This window comes from Herpetosiphonaceae bacterium (assembly GCA_036374795.1).
In the GTDB taxonomy this organism is placed as follows: domain Bacteria; phylum Chloroflexota; class Chloroflexia; order Chloroflexales; family Kallotenuaceae; genus LB3-1.
The window spans coordinates 1-21,953 of the sequence record DASUTC010000121.1 but is presented as its reverse complement, the minus strand read 5'-3'; the positions used below and the strand labels follow the sequence as shown (position 1 = coordinate 21,953).

Genomic DNA, 21,953 nt, shown 5'->3' with positions numbered 1-21,953 from the left:
GGCGCAGCGGTGTTTGTTCTCCGCTGCGCCCTCTCGATGTCGCACGTTCAGGGCGTATGCTCTACGCCCTGTTTCTTGCCCGGCGATCGTCGATCAGCGCTAGGCGCTGCGCAATACCGCCGCCAGCGCGCGCTGCTCCTCCAGCATTTCGCGGATCGAGACAGGCGGCACCAGCCAGCGCTCTAGCGCGTCGCCCGGCACAGATCGCCGCGACTGGATCGCGCGTCGCTCGGTCATGAGCGCGGGCAGCTCACGTAGCGCGGCCAGCCGTCCGGTGATCACCGCAGGCTGCCAGCGCAGCACGCCATAGCCGAGCGCCAGCACATCGTAGCGGACGATCGACCACCAGTGCTTGCGCAGCAGCTTCAAGGGTAGGCAGCGGGCGAGCAGCCGCAGCCGGTTACGCGCCAGCAGCCGCTGCTTGAACGGCGATCCCTGCACGCTCGTCGCGGAGTAGATATGACGCACTCGCGCCGCCGGAGCCAGCACGCAGCGCCAGCCTTCGAGCCGCAAGCGCCAGGCCAGATCGGCATCTTCGAGGTAGTTGAAGTAGCCTTCGTCGAGCAGGCCCACCTCGTCGAGCGCGGACCGCCGGTAGCACACCGCCCCGCCGCTCGCGCCGAAGATCTCGATCGGCTGAGACGGCAGCACGCCGAGCGGCTCCAGCGCCCACAGATCACGGTGCAGCGCATCGCGGCCCACTACGATTCCAGCCGAGGCGATCGTCTGCGGCTGGTGCGCGAAGGTCAGCACGCCCGCCACCGATCCGATCCACGGATCGTCCGCCAGCGGCGCGACAAGCTGCTCAAGAAAGTCGGGCGCGGCGATCGTGTCGTTGTTCAGCAGCACCAGATACTCGCCTGTCGCCGTGCGCAGCCCGACGTTATTGCCTCCGGCAAAGCCGAGATTACGCAGCAGCGCAATCACCTTTGCCTGCGGCGCGTGCTGCGCCAGCCACGCGCCGGTGGCGTCGTGCGAGCCGTTATCCACGACGATCAGCTCGTGTGGCAGCGTTTGCCGGGCCAGCGCCGCCAGACAATCCCGCAGCACATGCAGCCCGTTCCAGGTAACGACGATCACGGAGACGTTCATAGCGTAGCCTCGATCGACCTCGGCGCTGCGTGCAGGTCGGAATCATCGACCCGCTCCCAGATCGTCGTATCAACCTGAAGCAGCGGATTTGAAATCATGATAATGCTGGATTCACGCATCAGGTAACAGTTGAGCAAAAAAAGAGCGCCGCTGGCGGCGGCGCTGGGCTTTTTAGGGCGTGACGGCTGTCTCTGGAAAGAGCGCCTGCCACCATCGCTGATAGTTCGGCCTCAACTCTTCCTCCACGGCGGGCGGCGCGTCTCCGGGTGCGGCTGCGGCCACACTTGACGGCTGCGGCGATGGCTGCGGCGATGCCGGAGCGACGATCGTCGGCAGCAGCACGATCTCGCCCTCGCGCGCCATACCAAGCTGCTCGCGCGCCGCCTGCTCCGCGTACACATCCGACTCGCGAAACTCGGCCTCGCCCTTCAGCGCGGCGTTCCGGGCGCGCTGCACATCGTTCTCCGCGCGCTGTCGCTCGCTGGCCTGGTTGATCTGGTGCTGCGTCCAGGTCATGCGCACAAACCCAACCATCAGACCGCCGGCCAGCAGCAGCAGCAGCAGGAGCACACCACGGGTGCCCCAGCGTGCAAACACCTCAGGCCCGATCTGCGGACGAAGATTGCGGAACTGCGAGCGCGGCATGGATCTCCTAGCCGAAAGAGCGCCTCTGCTACAGCTGTGTAGCACGCGCCGTACCATTAGACGGGCACAGCCTTGGGCGCTTCCAGCAGCAGCGGCTCGTCGGCGGCAGACATGGCGCTCTGGCCTCGGAACAGGCCGCCCGGCTCGATTTGCAGCGCCGTCGCGGTAATATCGCCCCAGACCTTGCCGCTCTGCGAGATTTGAAGCTGCTCGGTGGCAATCAGCTCGCCCTTCACCGCTCCCGAAACATGAATATTGGTCGCCTTGATGGTAGCAATCACACGGCCCGTCACGCCGATGATCAGGTCGCCCAGAACCTCGATGTCGCCCTCAAACGAGCCATCGATGCGCATATTGCCTTCACATTTGAGTGAGCCGGCAATACTGGTATTTGCGCCAATACTTGTTTCGGAACGACCCGTTGCCACGACCGGCGCCGCGGCTGGTTTTTTGGTAGTGCCCATCAAGCCCATGTATTCCTCCTAATTCATGCGGAAACGTGCCGCGCGCTGCGGGAGATTGGAGCAGCGCTGTAGCGAAGCTGCTTGGCTTCCACACGATGCATTATAGCGAATGGTCCGAGCATCAGCAAATTATGGAATATGCTCGTTATCCTTCGTCGCGCTGGTACTCCAGCCGTGCTGTTGCAAGTACTCCCGATCGCGATCGGAGAGCCGGGCATGCTCAAGCAGATCGGGGCGGCGCTGGAGGGTGCGCAGGAGCCGCTGCTCGTGCCGCCAGCGCGCCACGTTGGCATGATGCCCCGACAGCAGCACCTCCGGGATCGGCTGCCCGCGCCACACGGCGGGACGGGTGTAGTGCGGATATTCCAGCAGATGATCGCTGTGCGACTCCTCCGCCGTGGAGGCTGCCGCCAGCACACCGGGCTGCAAGCGCGCCACGGCATCCACGATCACCATCGCCGCCAGCTCGCCGCCGGTCAGCACGTAATCGCCGATGCTCAGCTCGCGGTCGATGCAGCACTCGCGCACACGCTCGTCGATGCCCTCGTAGTGGCCGCAAACCAGCACCAGACGCGGATAGTGCGCCAGCTCCTCCGCGATCCGCTGCGTGAAGCGCTCGCCCGCCGGAGACATCGAGATCACCGGCGCATGATCGGGCGGCGGGATCAGCACGTCGCGCTCCGCGCGCGCCTGCTCGCCATAGCCCAGCACATCGGCAATCGCCTGATACACCACTTCGGGCTTCATCACCATGCCCGCGCCGCCGCCGAACGGATAGTCATCCGCCGATTTGTGGCGATCCACGGCGTACCGACGAATATCGTGCAGCACAACCTCAAGCTGCCCCGCCTGCTGCGCCCGCTTCAAAATGCTTTCGGTCAGCGGGCCGGTGAACATCGCCGGGAAGAGCGTTAGAATATCAAAGCGCATATCGTAAGAAGAACAAAGAACAAGGGAACACGGGAACAAGAGAACAAAGCGAGAACCTGGAACTTGAAACTCGAAACTTGAAACTCGTTACTCGTCCTCGCCGAGCGCCCTGGCAAAAAACGCCGCCACGCGCGCCACATACGCCGGACGATCGACAAAGTACGCGCCGCAGTGCGTCACGCCCTCCAAGAGCCACAGCTCCTTGGGCTCGTTTGCCGCGTCGTACAGCCAGCGGCCATGCTCGACCGGCGTGGTCGTATCCGCCGTGCCGTGGATGATCAGCAGCGGACGCGGCGCGATCTGCCCCACGACATCCAGCGGACGCACAGCATGGAAGCGGTAGCCGTAGCGCAGGCGAGTCAGCGCATCCGTCAGCTCAATCGTCGGACGAGTCGGGACGCGGCGGCGCTGGAACGCATAGGCTACCACATCGCGCATCGTCGCGAAGGGCGAGTCGGCTACCACTGCGCGGATCGACGGATCGGCAGCCGCGACCTGAATCGCAACCGCCGCGCCCATCGAGTAGCCGATGATGCCGATGCGCGCGTCGTCAACGCGCTCCTGGGCATAGCCGATCGCCGCCCGCGCGTCGCGTAGCTCGTGGTGCGCCAGCGACTGGAGCGCGTGATCGCTCTCGCCGCAGCCGCGATAGTCGAAGAGCAGCACGTTATTTCCGGAGCGCCACAGGCCCGATCCGATCCCCAGCAGATCGGCCTTGGTGCCACGGTGCCCCGTACAGCCCACGATCACCCGCCGCGTGTCGGGCCGCGCAAACCACCAGCCTCGGATCGTCACGCCGTCCTCGGTGACGAAGCTGATCTGCTCGTGCCGAACCTGGACCTCCCACGGCGAGAACGTGAAGTCACCCAGATTGCGGCGACGACGTCCGCTGATATGATGCGCGGTATACGCCGCCACACCGACCATCCCAGCCAGCAGCGCGCCGCTCACGGGCAGCACGTAACGAAAATGCTTGTAATGTCGCAACACTGTCATAATTCGCGCCGTAACCGTTTGGTCAACGTCTGATAAAAATAGCTCGGCGGTCGCACTCTGGCGAAGCGGGCCACCTCCTGCGCGCGCTGCACCGCGACCGTGTCGCCGGGATGCAGCGGCTCGTTGATCCGCCCGTCGATCGCAAGCGCCGCCGGGTATTTCGAGACTACGTGCAGATCGAGATGCGCGTTCTCGTGCAGCACCAGCGAGGGAACGTTATGCAGATGCGCGGCGATCGGCACCAGCACCAGGGCGCGGGAGCGCGGATCGAGCACCGGACCACCTGCCGCCAGCCCGTAGGCGGTTGAGCCGGTCGCCGTAGCAACCAGCACGCCATCGGCGTGATACGTCGTCATCGGAATATCATCGACTTCCACCGCAATCGCGATCACGCGCGCGAGGTCGCCGCGCCCGACCAGCACCTCGTTCATGGCAACATAGCGCTCCGGCGCGTGCTCGGCGCGAGAGACGACCGCCTCCGCCAGCGCCCGCTCTTCGATCCAGCAATCGCCCGCCAGGACACGCTCCATGCTCGGATACAGCTCCTCTGGTGTCACCTCGGCCATGAAGCTGAGGTGGCCGAGCGCGACGGGCAGCATCGGCACCTGGGCCGGAATCGCGAGGCTAGCCGCGCGCAGCACCGTGCCGTCGCCGCCCAGACAGACGAGCAGATCGTAGCTCATGAGCGTATCGGCTGCGCCATCGGGCTCGACGCCGCACCACGTTACGACATTGTGCTGCTTGAGCCAGCGGTCCAGTTCCGCCGCAATGCGCTCAGTGGGCGATGACTGTGGATTGTAGAAAATGCCGACTCGCTGCATGGCTCCGCCTCCTGTTACGATTATACCTGATCCCTGTCCAGGCGTGCCGCGCGGTCATCGGCATATATCTTGCTCCGCCGCACGACAGAACTCGCGCGATTCAACAGAGGTGATATGTATGCGTCGCTGGATACTCACACTCTGGATGCTGCTCCTGCTCGGTCTTAGCGGCTGTAGCTTTGGCGATCTCAGCGTAGCCACGGAGCCTTCGACCGTCGAGCGCCAGGAGCCGACCGGAGGAGCTGCCGTCGAGGAGCGAAGCTGCGCGAGCGTGCCCGGCGCGTGCGCTACCGAGGATCTGCTGACGACGATCGTGACGTACCTGACGCTGTTTGCCGAGCTCTGCGGCGCGTTCGTGATCGGAGTGGCGGTGATTCGGGCGATCTGGAGATTCCTGCCCTACATCTTCACCGGGGGAGCTAACGACGAGTACAAAGAAGACATTCGGCTCCAGCTTGGCAAATCGCTGTCGCTGGCGCTCGAATTCGAGCTGGGCGCGGACATCCTCAAAACTGCGGTCGCGCCCACGCTGCCGATCATCGCGCAGCTCGCGGCGATCATCGTGCTGCGAACGCTGCTCAACTATTTTCTTGAGCGCGAGCTCCAGCAGGCCGAGCGGCGTCGCTCCGACCATCCGCAGCCTGAGCGAGCAGTGCCGCGCGAGTCGCGAGCATAGCTCAGGCCGTCACCTGGCCTCATGCGTGCCGCTGTGGTGGCGGCTCGTCCAGCAGATCGCCGAGCGTGGCCGCAACATCGCCCAGCAGATGCTCGTCCGTCTCCTGCACGCCGATCTCCGCCGCCGCCGCGCCCACCTCCGCGATCGTCGTCGCGATCGGCGCAGGCAGCGCCGCAACGCCTGCTGGCTCAGCTTGAGCGGGTGCCGCGATCGGCGCAGCCTCAGCATCCTCCACCTGCCACAGAACATCGCGCAGCCTGGGCATCTCGCCCCAGCCGAAGCGATCGGCAAGGAATCGAATATAGCCCTGCGCCGCGCCTTGCAGCGTGTGCTCGCGGGCGACAAACGCGCGGGCGTTATTGCCCAACTGCACGGCCACGGCGGGCTGCTGCTGGAACAAACGCGCATAGGCCAGGATCAGCGCGGCCTCGCTCCAGTCGACGTCGACCTGCGCGCAGACATCGTCGGGCAGCTCGACAAACGCGCCGACGGCTGAAACCAGCGTGGGACGGCCTGCGCCCAGCAGCCGCAGCAGACTTGCCGAAGTCTCACCGGCGGTCGGCCAGCGCAGGTTGAGGCACAGATCGGCTGCGGCCACGTAGCGCTCGAAATCGGCGCGCGGCGCGTAGCCCGTGACCACAACCGCGTCGTCGAGGCCAAGGCGACGAATCAGCGCGGCAAGATCGTACGATGGCGAAACCGACCCGACCAGGATGTAGCGGGCGCTGGCGTACTCAGTGCGGAAGCGCCTGAAGGCGCGCAGCGCGCTCTCCATACGCTTGTAGGGATTGATATGCCCGAACGAGGCCCAGATCGGCGCGTCCAGCGGCAGGCCAAGCTGCTGGCGAGCCTCGTCGCGGGGCAGGGCGGGCGGCAGCGGCACGCCCATCGGTACCACGGCGGCGGCCAGCGACGGACGCAGCGCGCGCGCCTGCTCGACCACAAAGCGGCTATGCCCGATCAAGCCCTGCGCGCGCTCGATCACATCCTCGACCAGCGGAAACTGAAACGCGGCATCCTGCAACTGCCCGCGACTCATCTTCCGCGCCACGCGCTCGCCCATACCCAGAGGGTGCCCGCCGTAGCGCCGCTGCATCTCGCGCAGATACTCGCCGATGTCCTTGCGACGCTCGGCGGCATGCCACAGCTTGAAATGATGCAGCACCCAATCATGGAGCACCACCACGCCCGGAATCCGTTGCAGCAGCTCATAGATCGTGCCGTGCGCCGGGCTATTGCCCATGTGATACAGCACCGCATCGAAGGGCTGCTTCCGCTGGAGGTCTGGTAGCTCGTCGAGTGTGCGGATCGTCAGGTGCTCGCGCACCTGTAGATTGGCAGGCACCAGGCCGCGCTCGACAAACAGAACCACCTCGGCGTACTGGCCGAGGTAGGGCAATAGCTCTTCGCTGTAATCTGAGATACCTGATTCGACCGGATTAACCGGCGAGCAGTAGGCGATCCGCCGCATGGTGTGTTTCGAGTTCACAGTCTAGGGAACAAGGGATCAGGGGTCGGGGGCCAGGGAGTTCAACATCCCCTTTGTTCCCTTGTTCCTTTGATCCTTTGTTCTAGTTTACGCTACTAGCCGCCCGATCATCACCTCGTGCGCCTGCGTCTCCAGCGCGTCGTCGAGCGGATTGAGCGCCGCTGAAGCGCCGTAGCGCCGCTGAAGCGCCAGCCCCAGCAGATGATCGGCGAAGTGCGGATTTTTGGGCAGCAGCGAGCCATGCATATAGCAGCCGTGGGCGTTCCGATAGACCGCGCCCTCGGTACCATCCTCGCCGTTATTGCCGTAGCCGCGCAGCACCCGTCCGAGCGGCTGCACGCCAGCGCCCAGATAGGTCCGCCCGCTGTGGTTTTCAAAGCCGACCAGCGTGCGCAACCCGGCGTGCGGCGTGGTCCACTCGACGGCGATATTGCCGATCAGCCGCTGCTTGCCGCCGACCGTATGCAGATCGAGCGCGCCGATGCCGGGCAGCTTCTCGCCGGTATGCGTCAAAAAGTAATGGCCCAACATCTGGTAGCCGCCGCAGATCGCCAGCAGCACCAGGCCATCGTCGATCGCCGCCTTGAGGCTGGGGCCGTGCCGCCCCACGAAATCATCGGCGATCAGCGACTGGCCGCTATCCTGCCCGCCGCCGAAAAACGCCAGATCGTAGCGCGTCCAATCGACGGCCTGACCGGGCTTGACCGCATCCACCTCCACGCCGATGCCCCGCCAGCGGCAGCGCTGCGTCAGCGTCAAGATATTGCCACGGTCGCCGTAAATGTTCATCTGCTCAGGGTACAGATGCGCGATTGTGAGTTGATACATAGTCCTGTATGTCAATTCGTGAGCCGGACAATCGAGAGCGCTGTGCAGGTGGTTTGATCCGGTAGGGGGCGTATAGCATACGCCCCGGCTGGCCTCGTCCGCCTACGACGCCGTCTCGGCAATCGGCGTAGAGTGGTGCTCAGGACTCGCAGCGCCGTCGGCGCGAGCGTGTCTATCCGGCAGCAGCGGCAGTGCCACGCCAAACGTGCTGCCGTGGCCCTCCTCGCTTTCCAGCCACATATACCCGCCGTGGCGCTGGATGATCTCGCGGGTAATGTAGAGGCCCAGGCCCATCCCGCTGATCTTTCCTTTGGTGTTGGGCGCGCGGTAGAAGCGCTCGAAGAGCCGCGCCTGCACACCTTTCGGAATACCAAGGCCGCGATCCATCACCGACACCATCGCCCAGTTGCCGCGCGGCAATTCCAGCGGACGGTGCGGCGGATCATCGGCGCGACACACCAGGATGTCGATCTTGCCGCCGCCGGGGCTGTACTTGATCGCGTTGCTGATCAGATTGCTGAGCACCTGCGACATCCGAAACTCATCGGCCTCCGTCATCAGCGGCTCGTCGGGCGCGTCCAGCTCGATGCGGTGCTCAATCGTCGTCGCCTGCATATCCAGCGCGATCCGCTGCGTCAGCTCGACGATATCCAGCGGCTCGGCGTCGATCATAAAGCGATCCATGCCGATCTGCGACACATCGCGCAACTGATCGAGCAGCAAGCTCATGCGATTGACCTGCTGCTCGATCACCTCTAGCCCCTTGACCGCCGACTCCAGCGTGGTGTCTTTTTTGGCGCGGCGCTGCAGGAGGCTGGCGTAGCCTTTGATCGAGGCCAGCGGATTCTTCAGCTCATGCGACACGATCGAGATGAACTCGTCTTTCTCGTGATCCAGCCGCTCAAGCTGCTCGCGCTGACAGTTGGCCTCCTCGAACAGCCGCGCGTTCTGCACCGCAACCGCTGCGGCGTTGGCAATCGCGCCGAGAAACGCCAGGTCCTCGGAGTTGAAGGCGCGCTGCGCGCGCGTGCCGAGATGCAGCATGCCTAGCGCTTTACCACGATGCAGCAGCGGCAGCACGATCACCGTCTGCGCGCTGTGCGCCAGAGCGCTGTCGGTGCCCTCCAGCTCATCCACGCGCCCATAGACCACTTCCTGGTTTTCGATCGCGCGCGACCCGGCGCGGCTTTCGGACAGCGGGATCTCGTAGCGCTCTCGGATCACGTCGGGCGGATAGCCGTGCTGTGCCAGGAGCGCGAGCTTCCCGTCTTCGCGCAGCCAGATGCCGCCGAGATCCATGTGCGCTGCCGTCAGCGCGCGATCGATCAGCCGCCGACCGACCTCGGCCAGATCCAGCGTGCTCGTGCTGGCCTGCACAATATCGAGCAGCGCGGCAAGCTGCGTATTGCGCGCCAGCAGCTCGTCCTGCGTCCGCTTGGTGCGCAGCAACGCCTGCACCCGCGCCAGCAGCTCGTTATTGTTGATCGGCTGGGTCAGGTACTCGTCCGCGCCGAGCTTCAATCCCTGGATCTTGAGGCGCTGATCGGGAGCGTTTGCCGTCAGCAGCACCACCGGAATCGCGCGCGTCGTCGGCGACTCGCGTAGCCGCTGGACGACCTCAAAGCCGTCCATTTCGGGCATCATCACATCCAGCAAGATCAGATCGGGACGATCGTCATCGGCAATCCGAAGCGCCGTCGCGCCATCTTCAGCGCACAGGACTGCGTAGCCATGGCCTTTGAGCAGGCGCTCAAGCACATACAGATTGTCCGGCTGATCATCCACGATTAGGATCTTCGCCACGGTTTCCTCCTCGCAGATAATGTTCTATGAGTTGCATCAGCTCGCGCGGATTGATCGGCTTGGCAACATAGTCGGTGCAACCCGCAGCCAGCGTCTGCTCCCGATCGCCGGGCATACTGCTGGCCGTCACCGCGATCACCGGCAGCCCGACCAGCTCCGGCTGGCGACGCAGCTCGCGCACCACAGTATAGCCATCCATGCCGGGCATCTGCATATCCATCAGCACCAGCGCCGGTTGGTGCCGCCGAATCTGTTCCAGCGCCTCTTCGCCGCCTACGGCTTGTTGTACAGTGTACCCTTTTCGGGTCAGCAGGTGGTCTAAGACATACATGTTATCAGGATTGTCTTCGACCACCAGGATGGTTGCTCCACTCGCCACGATGTTCTTCTCCAAAACATGATGCTGCGTGCGGCAGCCCGTACTCCGACAACTTTGGCGCTCCTATGGACCGACCGGCTCAGGGACCAGCGGGCGCGCTACTGCTCCAGGGCGTTCGCTTTGAGCCTGCGCCGGTTGAGCGTCTCACGCACCTCAAGCAGCAGCTCCTCGCGCTGGCGAGGGCCTTTTTGAATGATCGCCGCGATCCGTCCGTTGAGCCGCTCGCGATCTTCGGGAAAGATGTCTTTCGCCGTGATCACCAGCACCGGCACGTGCTTCAGATGCTCCTGACGCCGAATCGCATCCAGCACCTCGAAGCCGTCCATCCCCGGCATCATTAGATCCAGCGTGATCAGATCGGGCGTGTTCTCCGCCAGCCATTCCAGCGCGGGCGGCCCTCCCGTAAACGTCGTCACGTTCAAGCCCTCGTCACGGAGCGCCGTTGCCAGCACCCGCGACTCGATCGGATCGTCGTCGACCACGACGACATTGCGCAGCGCCTGCCCATCGCGCAGTTGTCCGAGCCGCCGCAGCAGATCGTTGCGCGAAACCGGCTTGACCAGATAGTCCGTCGCGCCCAGGCTATAGCCAAGCTGCCGGTTGTCCAGCATCGACAGCATAATGATCTGAATATCGCTGGTCTGCGGATCGCTCTTCAGCTCCTGAATCACTTCCCAGCCATCCCGACCGGGCAGCATCACATCCAGGGTCATCGCGAATGGATGAAGCTGCCGCGCCTTGGTGATCGCTTCTTCGCCGTTCTGCGCCGACTCAATCTGATAGCCGTCGTCGCGCAGGTACTTCTCCAGGATATACACCACCTCGACATCGTCGTCGACCACCAGCACCAGCGGCTTATCGCTTGAGCGGTAGCGCTCCTCGGCGACACGGGGCCGCTCGCTCTGCGCCACAGCAGGCGGCTGCGCGGCGGCTGGCTGCTGCGTGAGATGCGTCGGCAGCGAGAAGCGGAACGTCGAGCCCTGGCCCACGGCGCTGCTCAGCTCGATCTCGCCGCCCATCAGTTGCACCAGCCGCCGCACGATCGCCAGGCCCAGGCCGGTGCCCTCGTACTGCCGCGCCAGCGACCCGTCGATCTGCCGGAACTCCTCCCACACCGTCGCCTGATCCTCAGGCGCGATGCCGATGCCGGTATCCTGCACCTCGATTGTGATCCACGACCCCTGAGCATCGTCGTTGGTGCTTGTGCCAACCTCACGACCCTTGGTGACGCGCACCGTCACGCCGCCGCGCTCGGTGAACTTAGCCGCATTGCTCAGCAGATTCAGCAAGATCTGCTTGAGCTTATTCTCGTCGGTGTAGCAGATCGGCAGATCGGGCGGTAGCTCCACCTGCAACTGCAAGCCCTTATCCAGCACCAGCGGCGCGACTGTATTCTGCACGGCGCTGATCACATCTGAGATCTTAAACGATGAGGGCACCAGATCGATACGACCCGCTTCGATCTTCGACAGGTCGAGAATATCGTTGATCAGGCGGAGAAGATTCTGGCCGTTCCGCTCGATGATGCGGACCTGCTTGTCCTGTTCTTCGTTTAGCTCGCCGTCCAGGCGGTCGAGCAAGATCTGTGACAGCGCCAGGATCGAGTTGAGCGGCGTGCGCAGCTCGTGGCTCATGTTCGCCACAAACTCGCTCTTCAGGCGATTTGCCCGCTCAACCTCTTTATTCTTCTCGGCCAATTCATGGGCGCGCAGCTCGGCCAGATCGCGCTCGCGCTGTAGCTCGGACAGCAGCCGCGCGTTCTCGATCGCGATCGATGCGTACGAGGCCAGTGCGGTCGCCAGCTCGATCTCGGCATCCGTGATCTCGTGCTCGGTGCGGTAGCCGATGATCAGCGCGCCGACCGGCGTTTCCTTGCGGAACAGCGGCACCGCCAGCGACGACTTCATGCCTTCCGCGACGTGGATCGGAAACTCCTCAGGTGGAAAGGCGGGATTTTCGCCAAAGTGCTGGATCACGATCGGCCCGGCGGTATCGATCACGCGGCCTGCCGTGCCGCTATGCGGCGGGAAGATCGTGTTGCGAAACGTCGACGAGGCCGCGCCGTCGATCGCCGCCCAGCGCGTCGCGCCGCTCGCGTCCGCCAGCGTCGCCACCGCCGTGTAGTCGCCCCGCAGCAGCCGCCGCGTCTCACGGCAGACGAGCTCAAGCAGGGTTTGCAGATCGCTCTGCACCACCAGCTCGCGCCCGATGTCTTGCAGCGTATCGCTTGCCTCGAGCAGACGCGCCAGGTAGGCGTTGTTCTCCGCCAGCTGATCGGCGATATGCTGCGCCTCTTCAAACGCCCGCACGTTGCTGATCGCGGTGGCGAGCTGCGAGCCCGTCAGGTTTAGCAGTTGGATATCGGCATCTTCTAGACGCTGCACACTGGCGATTACCAGCACGCCCAGCAGTTGCTTGCCGTAGCGCAGCGGCACCGTCGCCAGGCTGCGCGGCGCTGCCACGCCCATCCCGGTATGAATCCGAAACGGCGTATCGGCGGGCAGGTCGCCCACGACGATAATGCGCTCCTGGTGCAGCGCGCGGCCCGGCAAGCCCTCGTTAGGCCGTAGCGGCTCCAGCGTATCCTTATCGACGCCGACCGCCGCCGAAGGGATCAGTAGGCCGTTGGTGTAGCTATAGACCACGCCAGCCTGCGCGCCGACGCTCTCGATCAGCAGCGGCAGCGACTGGCTCAGGAGCGGCTGGTATTGGGTCGGGCCATTGAGCGCGGTGATCACCTGGGTATAGAGATTCTGACGATCCTGCCGCTGCTGCTGGGTGCTCGCCAGCAGGCCAATCCGACGGACCAGCGAGATCCCGTACATCAAGGTCCCAAACGTCGAGCCCGTGACCACCACCAGGAGCGCCAGGCTGGTGTTGACCAGCCAGCGGTGCGACGCGCGCAGCGCCTCGCGGTCGGCGTTGATGTAGGGCAGCGCTTTGATGTAATGATCGCGAATCTCGCCGAAGAGACGGCTGCTCTGCGAGACGACCTGCCCCTGCTGGGCCTGGTCCAGCCCTGCCAGCCGCCGCTGATCGATCGTGCGCCGCGCAAAGCTCTGCCACTCGTCCGCCGCCTCCTCGAATGCCACCAGCTCTTGCTCGAACTGCGGCATACGCTCGCTGATCACCGTGGCGTTGCGCCCCAGATCGGCCACCACTCTGGGATACTCGGCCAGCGCCTGGTCGTACAGCGTCAGCGCCGACTCGTTGCCCGTCATCACATAGCTCTGCTCGGCAACACGCATGTCGCGCAGCAAGCCGAACGCCTCATTCAATCGCACCTGAACCAGATCGGTCTGTTCGAGCTGCATCCGGTTGGTTACGCGAAAGCGATCTGCGGCCAGCGCACCGATCAGCAGCAGCATGACACAGAACGCCGACAATCCGAGCAACACGGTATTGCGGCGAGTCTGTCGATCAGACCAACGTGGAAGTTGAGCAGACGTATCGATGAGCATTTTCCTTGATTAGATCCGAAGTCCTCGGAGAAACGGCAATTCGTGGGGCATTATAGCATGCCTGTACGGATCGCCCTTTTTACCACGCTTGAGCAATCACCTGTAGGTCAGGTTCGGGCAATGCCTGAGCTAGATCGGCAATTGTTGTGCCAAGCGCAGGATGCCGCAGATCGGGGGCCAGCTCACGGAGCGGGATCAGCACGAATGGCCGCTCATGCAGCAGCGGATGAGGAATGGTGAGGGTGGGAGTCTGGAGGATCAGGTCATCGAACAGCAGAATATCCAGATCGATCGCCCGTGGACCCCAGCGCCGGGTAGCGATGCGGCCCAGGTCGCGCTCCAGAGCTTTGAGGAAGGTGAGCAGCTCGGCGGGAGCGAGCGCGGTCTGACCGTAGCAGACCGCGTTCAGAAACGGCGGCTGATCGGTCACGCCCCAGGGCGGTGTCTGGTACAGGCTGGAGCAGCCGAGCACCGTAAAGCTGGGCGCCAGCCGGGCGCGTGCGGCGCGCAGCGTTGCCGCTCGATCGCCCAGGTTCGCGCCCAGACCAAGATAGACCTGATGAGGGGTTGGCGATGTACGATTAAACATTAAACGCCATCCCGGACTGAGATGGCAGCGCTAGCACCCGGACAGGGCCAGAACAAAGAACAACGAACAGAGCAACAAACGAAGGAGCAGGGGAACAAAGCAACAACAGGCTCCGCCTGCCCCCTCTCCTATGCCCTGGGAGAGGGGGTGGCCGGGTGGCCTTTGGGCGGCGATTGGGGCAAGGGCCTCAACGCCCAACTCAAAACCCATGTTTCCCAGCATGCTCCTTGATTCGGTACGAGCAGCAGACAACCAGCAGCTAGCGCGACCACTTACGGCAGATGACTTTAGTGCCCTGACCGACCCGGCTGCTGATCTCGAACTCATCCATCAAACGCTTCGCGCCCGGCAGGCCCATGCCCATGCCTTTGGACGAGGTATAGCCATCTTGCATCACCAGATTGATGTCGGCGATGCCAGGACCGCGATCCTCGCAGACCACCTCGATGCCGCGCCGCAGGCCGTTGGTCGCTTCCTTGACGGTGACACTACCCTCCCCGGCATACAGGTAGATATTGCGGGCTAGCTCGCTGATGGCCGTAGCGATCCGCGCCTGGTCGATCGCGCCGAAGCCCAGCGCACGAGCCGTGTCGCGGGCTACCATGCGCGCAGCGACGATATCGAGATCGCTGCTGATCATGATGACCTTAGGCTCGGCCATTGGTGCTATGCTCCGTGACTCGACGTAGCGCCGCGATTCCTTTTTCCAGGTTAAGCGCCGTTAATACCTGCGGAAGTTCAAGGCCTAGTTCGACGAGGGTGATGGCGACGGCTGGTTGTAGGCCAGTGATCACGACTTTCGCGCCCATCAGGTTGGACATTTGCGAAATATCGTTGATCAAACGCCCGACGAAGCTATCGAGCACGTCGATCGCGGTCAGATCGAGAATCACGCCTTTGGACTTGGTTTCGTAGATTCGTTGCAGCAGGCTGTCTTTAAAATCCATCGCCTGAACGTCGTGTAGCGCCGTTTGGATCGACGCAATCAGAAAATCCTCAATCTTGAGAATTGGTATACGAATGATCTCCACATAACCTCCATACGTCGCCGAGTTCAGGCAGCGAATGTTATGCGTGCAAGATTATAAGATAAGATGAGAGGGTTTATAACTTGAACGAACGTATTATACGAACGTGAGTATAGCCCCGCAAATAGCCCGTTGCTCCCCTGCCCGTGTATGACTCGTGGCAGCCGACGAGTAGCACGCTCCTCCAGTCTCCCTCTCCGTTCCTCCGTAACCACGCCGGCCTTATCCCGCATCCGGCGGCGCTTCCGCATCGGGCACATCGGCAGGATAGCGCCAGGACAGCCGCTCGGCGATCGTTGCCTCGAAGCCACGCCCGGTGGGCTGGTAGTACCGCCGCCCCGCTAAGTTCGGCGGCAGATGCTCCTGCCGGACCTGAGCGTCGGCGAAATCGTGGGCATATTGGTAGTCCTTGCCATAGCCCAGGTCTTGCATCAAGCCTGTCGCCGCGTTGCGCAGATGCAGCGGCACCGGCTCGTTGCGCGTCTCTTCCACATCCTTGAGCACCCCGCCATAGGCCCGATACACGGCGTTGCTCTTGGGAGCCTGGCACAGATAGACCACCGCCTGAGCCAGCGCCAGCTCGCCTTCGGGCTGTCCCAGAAAATGCACTGCCTGCTGCGCGGCGATACACTGCGGCAGCGCTAGCGGCTCGGCCAGCCCGATGTCCTCGACCGCCATCCGCACCACGCGCCGTGCGATATACAGCGGATCTTCGCCGCCGCGCAGCATCCGCCCCAGCCAGTAGAGCGCGCCATCGGGATCGCTATCGCGCACCGACTTGTGCAGCGCCGAGATCGCGTCGTAGTGCAGCTCGCCCGCTTTGTCGTACTGCACATGGCGGCGCTGATAGGCCTCGACGATCGCGTCGGCGTGGAGCGCCCGCCGCCCGGCCTCGTCGGGCGCCGCCGACAGCGCCGCGATCTCCAGCGCGTTGAGCGCCGCGCGCGCGTCGCCGTTCGCCAGGTTGATCAGCAGCACCCGCGCTGCGTCGGCCAGATCCACCCGCAGCGCCCCAAGGCCGCGCTCGGCGTCGGTCAGCGCGCGATCCACGATCATCCCGATCGCGTCGTCGCTCAGCGCCTCCAGCGTGATCACCCGGCAGCGCGACAGCAGCGCGCCGTTGACCTCGAACGAGGGATTTTCGGTCGTCGCGCCGATCAGGATCAGCGTGCCGTCTTCGACATAGGGCAGGATCGCGTCCTGCTGCGCCTTGTTCCAGCGGTGGATCTCGTCGACAAACAGCACCGTCCGCTCGCCGTACATCCCCTGGCGCTGCTGAGCCTCTTTGATCACCTTGCGCAGCTCGGCAACGCCCGCGCTGACCGCCGACAGTTGCTCGAAGTGGGCGCTGCTGGCCTGCGCCAGCAGCCGCGCCAGCGTGGTCTTGCCGCTGCCGGGCGGTCCCCACAAGATCATCGAGAAGAGCGCGCCGCGCTCCAGCGCCCGTTGCAGCAGCCGCCCGGCTCCCGCGATACGCTCCTGCCCGACGAACTCGTCTAGCATGCGTGGGCGTATGCGCGCTGCCAGCGGTGCAGACCGCTCCTGATCCGACTGGGCCGCATGAGCAAATAAATCCATGGCTTTTCTTTCGTCGCTACCCGCAGCCAGCGCTGCCCCTGATCCAGGCGCGGCCAGCCGCTGCCCGATCCGCTGCCCGGATCGCCCATCCAACGGCTTATCATCATATCATGAGATCGAGATAGACGCTGAGGATGATCGAGAGAAGGCTCACCTGCCGCGTGCGCCAGCGAAGCACTGCATGGGCTCAGCACTTGCCCGCCGCGTGGTCTTGCTCATGAGGTTGAGCCAGGATTCATCGGGAGCATCACATAAAACGTCGTGCCCTGGCCGGGCGCGCTCTCCAGCCAGATCCGACCGCCATGCCGCAGCACGATCTCGCGGCTCAAGTACACGCCAAGGCCCAGGCCGCTCGTCGCCGTCGCCGTATTGGCCCGATAGTAGCGCTCAAAGACCTTCGCCTGCACCTCCGGCGACATCCCGACGCCTTGATCGCGTACCGCGATTACAACATGCTCGTCGCTGCCGGACTCTAGCCAGACCTCGACGGTAATCAGCGTTCCGACGGCGCTGTAGCGCGCGGCGTTCGAGAGCAGGTTGGTCAAGACCTGCTGGATGCGCAGTTGATCGCAGAGGATTTCGAGGTGCGGCGGGCCGTCGAACACAAACTGATGGTTGGCATCGCCGATGCTGATCCGGTCGATGCTGGCCTCGATCAGGCCGATCAGATCGACTCGCTGAAGGTACAGCTCAAGCTGGCCCGAGTCGAGCCGCGACACATCCAGCAGATTATCGACCAGCCGAACCAGATGCTCGATCTGCCGCGAGAGCATCTGAATACCACGACGATCGCGCTCGGTCGTGCTCTGGTCGTTCAGCGCGCGCTGCACCAGCAGATCGGTATAGCCTTTAACCGCCGCCAGCGGCGCGCGCAGCTCATGTGCGGCCACGGCCACAAACTCATCGCGCACGGCGTCGTACCGCTTGTAGGCCGTCACATCGCGGATCACGACCACCGCGCCATCGATCGTGCCGTCGTCGGCCAGCAGCGGCGCGCCTGAGCAACTGATAAACAGCTCAACGCCCGCGCCGACGGTGATGCTCAGCTCGTAGTTTTGGTAGACCTCGCCGCGCAAGCTCCGCGCCAGCGGCGTCTCCTCGATCGAGAGCGGCTGCCCATCGATCGTCCGCATCGCCAGGAGGCGCGTCAGCTCGGCGAGCGACGTACCGACTTCAAGATGCTGCCCCAGGAGCGTCTGCGCCGCGTCGTTCGACAGCACCAGATAGCCCCTGCGGTCGCAGATGATCACGCTCTCGGCAATCGAGGCGATCACGCCCGCAAGCTGTCGCCGCTCGCGCTGGCTGGCGTTATACAGCTTATGGTTGGCGACGGCGATACCGATCTGATTGCCGATCGCCAGCAGCGAGGCCCAGTCAAGGCGCGGCTCGTTGTCGATCTTCAGCGCGATCACCAGCACCCCGACAACGGTACCACCGGCCAGCAGCGGCAGCAGCGCCACCGCGGCGATTGTGATCGGCAGCGACGAGGCCCATGCATGCCCGACTCGTAGCGGCTGCACGCTCGGCTGGCCGGAGCGGATCACCTCGGCGCAGGGCGTGTTCTCCAGCGCAAAGCGCACGCCGGGCGCAAACGCCGCAGCAGGCAGCTGATAGCTCACCGCCACCTCGACCATGCCGTCATCGCTCAGCAGCACCATGCCGTTCTCGGCTCCGACGACATAGAGCGTCACCGAAAGCGCCTGCTCTAGCATCTGTTGAATATCAGAGGCGTTGGTGATCGCCGTCACCACCGCATCGAATGCCTGTAGCCGCCGCTGCTGCGCGCTCATCTCGGTATAGATCTGGGCATTGCGAAACATCACCGCAAGCTGATCGGCAAAGACCTGCAACAGCGGCAGATCATCGTGGCCTGGCCCGGCGCTCGGATTGGTGTAGAACAGTTCCAGCGCGCCAACCGGGATCGAGCCAAGGTACAGCGGCAAGCAAATGATCCGCAGCGTCGATGGAAGCAAAGCAGCAAGCTGCGCGACGATCACGGCATTATTAGGATCGAGCGTGTGCTGATAGTGGAGCAGCGCGCCGCGACCTTCGATCACGCGCGGCTGGCGTGCGGCAACGCACTCGCCGACATGGCCCTCGTACAGCCGCAGCGCAAGCTGGTCGCGCGATGCTGGATCGAGCGCCGGGATATGGGGCTGACCATACACCGCCGCCAGCCGCAGCCGCTGCTCGAAGCGGTCGAAGAACCACAGCACCGCCTTATCGACATCGGGCACCGTCTGGGCGATCGTCCGAACCACAGCCTCGGCAAAATCCTGGGATTCCAGCTCCGCGCCGATCAGCGCGGACACTCGAAACAGCGTCAGCATGAGCCGGTTTTGGGCCTGTAGCTGCGCCAGCGAGGACTCATCCGTGAGCGCTGCGGCCTGATCGTGGATGTGCAGGCGTTCTTCCATGGCTAGCCTCGTGCGCACGCAGGAGTGGCAGAGCCGCGCCCAGGCGATTGCATCGCGCCCGTTCGATCACACAGCATCGGCATGCGGTCGTCGGTCGAGCGACGCAGCGACGCGCGACCATAGCGCTTACGAGCTACGGCGGATAATACGAAGCATGGATTGATCGATATTTGACTGCTCGTACGCATGATCAGCACGCCTGCCATGATTGTTTCACCGCCACCGCGCTCTACGACCGAGGATGATATTAAGGATTATACCATGTCCAGGGTGCAAGCCTCAGCCAGGAGCCAGCGCTTAAACGCGCCAGCGCAGGCAATCGCCTGCGCTGGGGCTGCGTAGCACGGTTGCGTTACCGCTGCTTGCGCTTCTTCTCGCGCCGCGCCTCACGCCTGGTTGTGGTAGCCACGGGACGCGGCGGGCGCTCAGCGCGTGGTGTTGTGGGTGTACCGTTGGCCGGATAGGCCCGCGCGCCACGCGAAACGCCACGCACGCTCCGGGCCGGACGAGCCGCCGCGATCTGGGCCGGCAACTTGCTGTTGTAGGCATACATGGCGTAGCCCAGGTAGCCCAGCGAGGCCAGACCGACCAGATACATCCACAGCCGAATGTCAAAGGGCGCTACTTGAAAGTAGTTGAGCGTGAGAACGACCAGACCAAGCACACCGAGCACGGTTACGACCAGCGCAAACTGCCGACCAAATCGATACCGCACCGGATTCGAATCACGCCATCGAGTCAGCAGGTAGACGCCTGTTGCGAGCAGCACCAACCAGAACAGACCGGTGGCCCAGCTGACGCCACCAAACTCTGGATCTGATTGGATAAAAAAATTGATAAAATCGCTCATGCAGATACGCTCTCCAAGTGGAATCTGGACGAGGGCTTCAAAGTCAAACGATTATACCAGCGCCGCTCATTGGGCGTCAAACCTCGGCGGCGCGATCAGGAAGGAGCTTACCAATCAGCATGCCACGCGAATATCCAGAACATCCGATCATCGGCGTCGGGGCGGTGGTCTGGCGCGACGACCGAGTGCTGTTGATCCGGCGGGGTCGACCGCCGCTGCTGGATGAGTGGAGTCTGCCGGGCGGGCGGCAGGAGATCGGCGAAACCGTGGCCGAGGCGGCGCGGCGCGAGGTGTACGAGGAGACTGGCATTGACATCGAGGTCCGCGACGTGGTCGCGGTGGTCGATCTGATCGACCGCGACGCCGACGGGCGGGTGCGCTTCCACTACACGCTGATCGATCTGCTGGCCGAGTGGCGCGCTGGCGAGCCTGTCGCCGCCGACGATGCAGCGGCGGTGGTGTGGGCCACGCTCGACAAGCTGGCACAGTACACGGTATGGAGCGAGACTGAGCGCGTGATTCGCCTCGCGGCGGAGCGCAGAAAGGCATACGATCATGCGGATTAATCAACCGGCCCACTGGCCGACGACGATCGATGAGGCGCTGGCGGTGCAGCAGGAGCTACGCTCGCAGATCGTCACCGAGGATCGCCTAGGGCCGATCCGCTGGGTCGCGGGCGTTGACGTGGGCTTCGAGGAAGACGGGGCGATCACCCGCGCCGCCGTGGCGGTCTTAAGCCTGGACGATCTCCAGCTTCGCGATCAGGCGATCGTGCGCCGCCCGACGACCTTTCCCTATATCCCAGGATTTTTATCGTTCCGCGAGGTCCCGGCGCTGCTGGACGCGCTTGGTAAGCTGAGCACCACGCCCGATCTGCTGCTGTGCGACGGGCAGGGCTTGGCTCATCCCCGGCGCTTTGGGCTGGCCTGCCACCTGGGCCTGCTCGCCGACATCCCCGCGATCGGCGTAGCCAAGTCGCTGCTGATCGGCACCCATGCGCCGCTGCCCGACGAGCGCGGATCGTGGCAGCCGCTCAACGATAAGGGCGAAGTGATCGGCGCGGTGCTGCGGACGCGGGTAAAGACTCGCCCGCTCTACATCTCGCCCGGCCACCGCATCAGCCTGCCCACGGCGATCGAGTACGTGATGCGCTGCACACCAAAGTACCGGCTGCCCGAAACCACCCGCTGGGCACATAAGCTGGCGTCGGGATAGCCGCAGCGCAGCGGCAATGACGCAACCGACAAGAAAATTGCAAGATTTTGACCTCTTGCATTTGCCTATGCGATGGACTATACTAGGACCGTGGTACTTGGCTAGGCCCCCGCGAATAACCCAAATGACGGTTTCCTGTTCCCCCAGAACTGGTCCTCACCACCATCGCAGGTCTATCTTAGTCGTCCACACGGGTTTCTTTCACTCAGGAGAGCTCGACGTGAGCTTCGCAGACAAGACTCTGACGTGCCGGGACTGTGGCACGGAGTTCACCTTCACGGCAGGCGAACAAGAATTCTACGCACAAAAAGGCTTCGACAACGCCCCAACGCGCTGTCAGAACTGCCGCCGCGCGCGCAAGTCGCAGCGCAACGATAGCTACTCCAGCGAGCGATCGTATGGCAGCAGCTACAGCAACAGTTACAGCAATGGTGGAGGATACGGCGGGGGAGGCGGCTACACGCAGCGCGAGCGCGTTCAGCACGAGACGACGTGCTCGCAGTGTGGACGGACGACGACAGTTCCATTTGTACCGCGCGGCGATCGGCCCGTGTACTGCAACGACTGCTTCTCACAGCAGCGCGGCTCGCGCGGCCCAAGCCGTGGTGGTGGCGGTGGTGGCTACAACCGCTACTAGCTGACGAGCAACACATGTGCGCACCGGCTGAGATCATATGATCTCAGCCGGTGCG

The 21,953-nt window shown here is 63.8% G+C and carries 21 protein-coding genes; 4 read left to right on the top strand and 17 right to left on the bottom strand.

What is annotated here, in order from left to right:
- Positions 1-99 precede the first annotated feature (99 nt).
- The 6 genes from VFZ66_08245 to VFZ66_08220 form a co-directional block, all read right to left on the bottom strand.
- Positions 100-1,092 carry a glycosyltransferase family 2 protein gene (locus VFZ66_08245; GenBank protein HEX6289168.1) on the bottom strand — a complete coding sequence of 331 codons (993 nt, stop codon included), beginning with the start codon at positions 1,090-1,092 and terminating at the stop codon, positions 100-102.
- Positions 1,093-1,263: 171 nt separating this feature from the next.
- The gene (locus VFZ66_08240) at positions 1,264-1,737 is read right to left on the bottom strand and encodes a septum formation initiator family protein (GenBank protein ID HEX6289167.1); all 474 of its coding nucleotides are present in this window, start codon (positions 1,735-1,737) and stop codon (positions 1,264-1,266) included.
- A 56-nt stretch (positions 1,738-1,793) separates the two neighbouring features.
- Positions 1,794-2,201 (bottom strand): polymer-forming cytoskeletal protein, encoded by a 408-nt coding sequence (locus VFZ66_08235; GenBank protein HEX6289166.1) that lies wholly within the window; start codon positions 2,199-2,201, stop codon positions 1,794-1,796.
- A 129-nt stretch (positions 2,202-2,330) separates the two neighbouring features.
- Positions 2,331-3,131, bottom strand: a complete 801-nt coding sequence (gene trmD / locus VFZ66_08230) for a tRNA (guanosine(37)-N1)-methyltransferase TrmD (protein ID HEX6289165.1) — start codon at positions 3,129-3,131, stop codon at positions 2,331-2,333.
- Positions 3,132-3,218: 87 nt separating this feature from the next.
- Positions 3,219-4,127 (bottom strand): alpha/beta fold hydrolase, encoded by a 909-nt coding sequence (locus VFZ66_08225; GenBank protein HEX6289164.1) that lies wholly within the window; start codon positions 4,125-4,127, stop codon positions 3,219-3,221.
- A complete protein-coding gene (locus VFZ66_08220) occupies positions 4,124-4,948 on the bottom strand; it encodes an NAD(+)/NADH kinase (GenBank protein HEX6289163.1) in 825 nt (274 codons plus the stop codon). Before VFZ66_08220 ends, VFZ66_08225 begins: the two co-directional genes overlap by 4 nt.
- Before the next feature lie 118 nt (positions 4,949-5,066).
- On the opposite strand from VFZ66_08220, the gene VFZ66_08215 reads away from it, so the two are divergent.
- On the top strand, positions 5,067-5,624 hold the full coding sequence (locus VFZ66_08215; GenBank protein ID HEX6289162.1) for a DUF1622 domain-containing protein: 558 nt from the start codon (positions 5,067-5,069) through the stop codon (positions 5,622-5,624).
- Positions 5,625-5,643: 19 nt separating this feature from the next.
- Here VFZ66_08215 and VFZ66_08210 read toward each other — a convergent pair whose 3' ends face one another.
- The 11 genes from VFZ66_08210 to VFZ66_08160 form a co-directional block, all read right to left on the bottom strand.
- Positions 5,644-7,113, bottom strand: coding sequence for a glycosyltransferase (locus tag VFZ66_08210; GenBank protein ID HEX6289161.1), 1,470 nt, complete (start codon positions 7,111-7,113; stop codon positions 5,644-5,646).
- An 87-nt stretch (positions 7,114-7,200) separates the two neighbouring features.
- Positions 7,201-7,941, bottom strand: a complete 741-nt coding sequence (locus VFZ66_08205) for a glutamine amidotransferase (protein ID HEX6289160.1) — start codon at positions 7,939-7,941, stop codon at positions 7,201-7,203.
- A 102-nt stretch (positions 7,942-8,043) separates the two neighbouring features.
- Positions 8,044-9,744, bottom strand: coding sequence for a response regulator (locus tag VFZ66_08200; GenBank protein ID HEX6289159.1), 1,701 nt, complete (start codon positions 9,742-9,744; stop codon positions 8,044-8,046).
- Positions 9,719-10,123 carry a response regulator gene (locus VFZ66_08195; protein HEX6289158.1) on the bottom strand — a complete coding sequence of 135 codons (405 nt, stop codon included), beginning with the start codon at positions 10,121-10,123 and terminating at the stop codon, positions 9,719-9,721. The genes VFZ66_08200 and VFZ66_08195 overlap by 26 nt, the downstream gene beginning before the upstream one ends.
- A 98-nt stretch (positions 10,124-10,221) precedes the next feature.
- Positions 10,222-13,491: a response regulator gene (locus VFZ66_08190; protein ID HEX6289157.1), complete on the bottom strand. Its 3,270-nt coding sequence runs from the start codon at positions 13,489-13,491 to the stop codon at positions 10,222-10,224.
- A 172-nt stretch (positions 13,492-13,663) separates the two neighbouring features.
- Complete coding sequence (gene folK, locus VFZ66_08185; GenBank protein HEX6289156.1) at positions 13,664-14,173, bottom strand: 2-amino-4-hydroxy-6-hydroxymethyldihydropteridine diphosphokinase; 510 nt, start codon at positions 14,171-14,173, stop codon at positions 13,664-13,666.
- 259 nt (positions 14,174-14,432) lie between these two features.
- A complete protein-coding gene (locus VFZ66_08180) occupies positions 14,433-14,834 on the bottom strand; it encodes an anti-sigma regulatory factor (GenBank protein HEX6289155.1) in 402 nt (133 codons plus the stop codon).
- Positions 14,821-15,204, bottom strand: a complete 384-nt coding sequence (locus VFZ66_08175) for an STAS domain-containing protein (GenBank protein ID HEX6289154.1) — start codon at positions 15,202-15,204, stop codon at positions 14,821-14,823. The genes VFZ66_08180 and VFZ66_08175 overlap by 14 nt, the downstream gene beginning before the upstream one ends.
- 219 nt (positions 15,205-15,423) lie before the next feature.
- On the bottom strand, positions 15,424-16,779 hold the full coding sequence (locus tag VFZ66_08170; GenBank protein ID HEX6289153.1) for a replication-associated recombination protein A: 1,356 nt from the start codon (positions 16,777-16,779) through the stop codon (positions 15,424-15,426).
- A 215-nt stretch (positions 16,780-16,994) separates the two neighbouring features.
- A complete protein-coding gene (locus tag VFZ66_08165; GenBank protein HEX6289152.1) occupies positions 16,995-19,196 on the bottom strand; it encodes an ATP-binding protein in 2,202 nt (733 codons plus the stop codon).
- Positions 19,197-19,548: 352 nt separating this feature from the next.
- A complete protein-coding gene (locus VFZ66_08160; GenBank protein ID HEX6289151.1) occupies positions 19,549-20,046 on the bottom strand; it encodes a hypothetical protein in 498 nt (165 codons plus the stop codon).
- A gap of 119 nt (positions 20,047-20,165) precedes the next feature.
- Here VFZ66_08160 and VFZ66_08155 point away from each other — a divergent pair, with 119 nt between their 5' ends.
- From VFZ66_08155 to VFZ66_08145, 3 genes are all read left to right on the top strand, one after another.
- Positions 20,166-20,612, top strand: a complete 447-nt coding sequence (locus VFZ66_08155) for an NUDIX hydrolase (protein HEX6289150.1) — start codon at positions 20,166-20,168, stop codon at positions 20,610-20,612.
- Entirely contained in the window at positions 20,602-21,261 is a 660-nt protein-coding gene (gene nfi, locus VFZ66_08150; GenBank protein HEX6289149.1) for a deoxyribonuclease V, read from the top strand. Before VFZ66_08155 ends, nfi begins: the two co-directional genes overlap by 11 nt.
- Before the next feature lie 220 nt (positions 21,262-21,481).
- Positions 21,482-21,898 (top strand): zinc-ribbon domain containing protein, encoded by a 417-nt coding sequence (locus tag VFZ66_08145; protein HEX6289148.1) that lies wholly within the window; start codon positions 21,482-21,484, stop codon positions 21,896-21,898.
- Positions 21,899-21,953 lie beyond the last annotated feature (55 nt).